The organism is Sphingobium xenophagum NBRC 107872 (genome assembly GCF_000367345.1).
GTDB classification, from domain to species: Bacteria; Pseudomonadota; Alphaproteobacteria; order Sphingomonadales; family Sphingomonadaceae; genus Sphingobium; species Sphingobium xenophagum.
Window position 1 is genome coordinate 1 of the sequence record NZ_BARE01000105.1, and the last position, 3,985, is coordinate 3,985.

Annotated in this window: 4 protein-coding genes; all 4 read right to left on the reverse strand. The window is 62.7% G+C overall.

Annotated elements, in window-relative coordinates; genetic code table 11:
• Window positions 1-509 precede the first annotated feature (509 nt).
• Entirely contained in the window at window positions 510-1,907 is a 1,398-nt protein-coding gene (locus SX1_RS21870) for a UdgX family uracil-DNA binding protein (protein ID WP_019054816.1), read from the reverse strand.
• A gap of 7 nt (window positions 1,908-1,914) precedes the next feature.
• The gene (locus tag SX1_RS21875; protein ID WP_017181958.1) at window positions 1,915-2,379 is read right to left on the reverse strand and encodes a hemerythrin domain-containing protein; all 465 of its coding nucleotides are present in this window, start codon (window positions 2,377-2,379) and stop codon (window positions 1,915-1,917) included.
• A gap of 58 nt (window positions 2,380-2,437) precedes the next feature.
• Complete coding sequence (locus SX1_RS21880) at window positions 2,438-2,794, reverse strand: hypothetical protein (protein WP_026002191.1); 357 nt, start codon at window positions 2,792-2,794, stop codon at window positions 2,438-2,440.
• A gap of 78 nt (window positions 2,795-2,872) precedes the next feature.
• Window positions 2,873-3,985 (reverse strand): putative DNA modification/repair radical SAM protein (locus SX1_RS21885; RefSeq protein ID WP_019054817.1); only part of this gene is annotated, 1,113 nt, incomplete at its 5' end.

Consider the following 3,985-nt stretch of genomic DNA (forward strand, 5'->3'; position numbering starts at 1 on the left):
ATTTGCCATTTGCCCCGTAATTCTTGATTGCCGACGTTCCATGCATAGTCCAAATTCAGAGAATGGCCGATCTTTCTAAGTCCGAGCGCATGGAGTTACGGCGAGCATCTGGAAACCGAGTCGTTCATGAGCCATACGTGCCGCCTCGGCATCGTGGCCCAGAATGCCTCTGGCCACATGCTTGCTTCGAATGCCGGAAGTCGTGGAAGCTGGCGGAGGAAGCAAGCGCCATATGCCCCGAATGCAAAGCTGATCTCCATTGGATGGGGCGTGCATTTAAGGTGCCTCGAAAATCAGACGTTGATCAATGGGCCAAGGTTCGAGCGCTATGGAATGCGGGATTTCGCTTCATCAATCATACTCGATGGCGAGATATTGAGCCTATGCCAGAACGACTACGCGATGTTGAGGATTTCATCCGGCGCAATCCCAAGCATCCCTTCCGGGTAAGCAGGTAACGTCTGCTATCGTTGAATTTATCTAAAAACCTGACTGTCTGCTATCCACCCTCACGCCAACTCCCGCACCCGCTCTCCTACGACGCGCAACTCCGCCACAAACCGCGCCCGCTCCTCCGCCGCTTTCGCCGCGTCGGGCAGCCGCAGCAAATAGCTCGGATGCACCGTGATCCAGCCTTCCGCGCCGTCCGCCAGCGGGATCGCCGTGCCGCGTAGCTTGCCGATCGTCACCGTCTTGCCCAGCAGGGCGCGCGCTGCGGTCGCGCCCAGCGCCACGATCACGCGCGGGCGCACCAGCGCCAGTTCCTGCTCCAGCCACCATCGGCACGCCTGCACCTCGCCCGCCTGCGGGGTTTGGTGGATGCGGTGCTTGCCACGCGGCTCGAACTTGAAATGCTTGACCGCATTGGTGACATAGGCCCGCGCCCGATCCACCCCGGCCTCCGCCAGCGCGGCGTCGAACAATTGTCCCGCCGGACCGACAAAGGGCCGCCCGGCCAGATCCTCCTGATCGCCCGGTTGCTCGCCAATGAACAGCAGGGGCGCATCGACCGGCCCTTCGCCAAACACCGTCTGGGTCGCGGGCCCATGGAGCGGGCAGCGGGTGCAGCCGCGCGCATCCTCGCGCAGCGCGGTCCATGCCGCCATGGCGTTGCCGGGCCGTTTTTCAGGTAAAGGGGCCGTTCCGATCATCGTCGCCTCGCGTGCCTGCGCGCCCGCCACCAGCGCCGGGATGAGCGCCGCTTCGGGCAGATTGCGCCAATATTTCTTCGGCATTTCGGACAGCATCGCCCCGATCTTCAACCGTGCCGGATTGAAGATGGCGGCATAATAGCCCTTCCACATATCCTCTACCGGATCGTCCCCCGGCGCATCGCCGCGCGTTGCGCCCGGTCCCTCGGACAGCGTCTCGCCATCCCAGTGGATGCTCAATTCGGGCGTCAGGATCGACCAGCGCATCGTCGCGAAGCGCCGCACGAAGAAGCCCGCATTGGCGCGCACGATATGCTGGTCCGGCTCGAACCAGGCGACAAAGCGTGTGCCGTCCGCATCCTCCAGCGCACGAAAGCGCACAAAGGCGCGCATCTTGTGGATGTCGCGCCGCACCGTCTTGGCCAGCCCCTCGATCCGGCGCAGCAGCGGATCGGCCTTGTCCTCCATCGTGCCAGGCCGGTCGCGCAACTGTATCAGCAGCGCGTAAAGCAGGGCGAAGCGTTGGGGGTCACGATGCAGGATCGCGCTCTGGGCCAGATCGACGAAGGCGCGTGGGACGCCGAAGGCGCCTTCAGCCGCAACGGGCGGCGGCGCATCGCTGGCGAACAGGTCGCCGTCATCCTCGCCGACCTGCCAGACGATGTCGGCCGGATCGACCCCGGCCAGCGCAAAGCCGCGCGCCGTTGCCCGCCATCCGTCAAAATCATCCGGGGCGGCCAGCGACACGCGGTACATGGGCGTTTTAGCTGTCGGCCTCTGCGCGCGCCAGTTCGGCGGGCTTGCGCTTGGCAAATGTGGCGGCCAGCGATTTTTCCTCGTCAGCCGTCAAATCCTTGGCGGCGTTCGGGAACATCTCTTCCTCTTCCTCCTCGATATGGTGGAGGTAGCGTTCCTTCATCTTGGCGAATTTCTTGCGCCATGCTTCGCCATCGAACTTCAGGTCGTCCAGCTCTTCCAGATAATCGTCGATTTCCTTATGCTCGGACACGCTGTGCTGCGCATCCTCGCGCAGGTCCGGGCGTGCCAGCATGGTCGCATAGAGCGTCTCTTCCTCCGCCGCCGCATGGGCGCTGACCTCGACCTTGAACTGATCGAACAGTTTTTTCAGCCGGTCGGAATCGTCTTTCGCGTCCGCCATCTTGGCGAAAAGCTGACGATGCGCGTCATGATCCTGTTTCAGGCGGTCGAAAATCGTGCGGTCGGCCATAACCTATCCTCCTCTTGGGTTCGGGAGGAGAACGGCGAAACCTGCAATAAGGTCCGCGTCAGCCGAACAGGAAGCGGAAGATGATCGCCACCGGTATCCACAGCATCGCGCCGACCAGACTGGCGGCCCAAAGCTGGAGCAGGTCGCGGCGGAACCGCAGCGCCAGCCCGTTGCGCGAAAGGTCGCTGCTCTCCAGCATCTGCCAGCGCCGTTCCAGCCCGCGCGCTGCAACGGCAAAACCCGCGATCGCGACGATGATGCCCAGGTGCAGCACCAGCGATCCGCCCATCTTGGCAACGATGAAAATCTGCAACAGGCAGAAGGTGACCAGCGCCGCAGCGAGATGCGTGCTGATCCGCTTTGCGTAACCGACCTTCCGGCTGGCGATGGCATGACCGTCGAACATTGTCGCCAAGACCCTGACCCCCTTGGATGACTGAGTGTCAAGAGTTTCATGATCCATTCCTGCGATCAACCGGAAAATGCGTCATTTTCATGAAAAAAGATCAAGTTGCGCTGGGGCAGGGGTCATCTGGCTGCGCAAATCCGCTTGATCGGAAAGCTGCACGGGGCGCCAATCGCTGGCAATCAGAAACGGGCGCAGCTTCTTGATCGATGTCGTCAATCGCGCCACATCGTCCAGCCGCAACCGGCGGTGACGCCGACTGGCGAGGATGCGGTTGACCGCCTTCACCCCCAGACCGGGTATGCGCAACAGCATTTCGCGCGGGGCGCGGTTGACGTCGACGGGGAAAATGTCGCGATGGCGCAGCGCCCAGGCCAGCTTGGGGTCGATGTCGAGCGGCAGGCATCCCGTCACCGGATCGGTCGCGCTCGCCACCTCCTCTGCGCCATAGCCGTAAAAGCGCATCATCCAGTCCGACTGGTAGAGCCGATGTTCGCGCAGCAGCGGCGGTCGCCTGAGCGGCAGAACGGCGCTGGGCGATGGGATTGGCGAAAAGGCGCTGTAATAGACCCGGCGCAACCTGTGTCGGTCATACAGGCCGCTGGCGCGCGTGATGATCGCGCTGTCGCTGGCATCATCCGCGCCCACGATCATCTGGGTCGATTGCCCGGCGGGGGCAAAGCGCGGCGCATGACGATATTTGCGCCGCGCCTCGCCCATATCCTCCATCGCATGGCGCATGCCCGCCATCGCGCCTTCGATCCGCACGCCATCCTTTTCCGGCGCCAGCCGCTCCAGCCCCGCCTGTGTCGGCAATTCGACATTGATCGACAATCGGTCGGCAAACAGCCCGGCCTGATGCGCCAGGTCGGGGTCCGCATCGGGTATGGTCTTGAGGTGGATATAGCCGCGGAAATCATGCTCTTCGCGCAGGCTGCGCGCTACCGCGACCATCTGCTCCATCGTATAGTCGGAAGAGGCGATGATCCCCGAAGACAGGAACAACCCCTCGATATAGTTGCGCCGGTAGAAGCTGAGCGTCAGGTCGACCACCTCCTGCACGGTGAAGCGCGCCCGCCTGACGTCGCTCGACCGCCGGTTGATGCAATAGTGGCAATCGAAAATGCAGCTGTTGGTCAGCAATATCTTGAGCAGAGAGATACAGCGGCCATCGGGCGCATAGGCATGGCATATCCCGGC

Bases quoted from the DNA above. Each gene is read 5' to 3' on its own strand.
- SX1_RS21875 (WP_017181958.1), bottom strand. From the start codon at position 2,379: ATGGCCGACCGCACGATTTTCGACCGCCTGAAACAGGATCATGACGCG.
- SX1_RS21870 (WP_019054816.1), bottom strand. From the start codon at position 1,907: ATGTACCGCGTGTCGCTGGCCGCCCCGGATGATTTTGACGGATGGCGG.